Below are 768 nucleotides of genomic sequence, written 5' to 3'. Positions count from 1 at the left end.
CCTCGTGCCAATCGGGCGGCTGCGCAGCGATGATGGTCGAGCCGAACTGTTGTTCGTCACGGCCGGCCGCAGCTTGCTGCAGTTGCAGGAAGTCAGCGTCGTATTCGAGGTCCTCCCCGCAGGGCAGACGTGAATCGAGTGTATTGAGGATATCGGCGAAGTCCATAGTCATTGCTTAGATGCCTTGGGATGCTGCCTGGATACAACCACTACGCTCCGCGCTGCTTCACGGAAGGGAGAATTCTAGGCACGTCTTTCCGTATGCAACGAACAACTAACAACTTCAGATTTTTCTTACAGCCAGCTAACAACCACCTAAACAATTGAACACTTCTGGCCCTGCTACGCTGATGTTTTGACATATTCCTTACGGGGACAGGACACGTGCGCAAGCGTTGTTACTGAATCGTAAAAAACACAAAAGCATGTGATAGCGCTTCTCGACCGCTTTCCGCGATGCCTACAATCGGCGCTCACGCTGGCGGCAGACCGGCGCGCATCCAGAATCAGAGACAGAAACCCCCGGCTCCGGCACGGCCATCACGGCCAAGCCCGCCCTTTGCAAGCGGCCCCGTTGCGTGGCCGGCCATCCCTTTGCAGTCATTGCGGCACGCGCCGGTTGCGCGTCCGCGAACATCCAGAACAGCAAGCGCAGCATCAGGTGAATTCTCATAAGGAGACGATGAGATGGATCGCAATGTGCCAAGCGAACGTGTCGTCAAGGCGCATACGCCCTTGCCGCCGGAGCAACTGAAGTTCCGGAGCGTC

The 768-nt window shown here is 56.9% G+C and carries 1 protein-coding gene; it reads right to left on the bottom strand.

Features of this window, described 5'->3' with window-relative positions:
- A partial coding sequence (locus A9976_RS18630) for a type VI secretion system ImpA family N-terminal domain-containing protein (protein WP_183020235.1) occupies nt 1-166 on the bottom strand: 166 nt, incomplete at its 3' end.
- Between the last annotated feature and the right edge of the window lie 602 nt (nt 167-768).

The organism is Delftia sp. UME58 (genome assembly GCF_014170385.1).
Classification (GTDB): domain Bacteria; phylum Pseudomonadota; class Gammaproteobacteria; order Burkholderiales; family Burkholderiaceae_C; genus Comamonas; species Comamonas acidovorans.
This window is presented reverse-complemented; position numbering and strand designations above follow the sequence as displayed.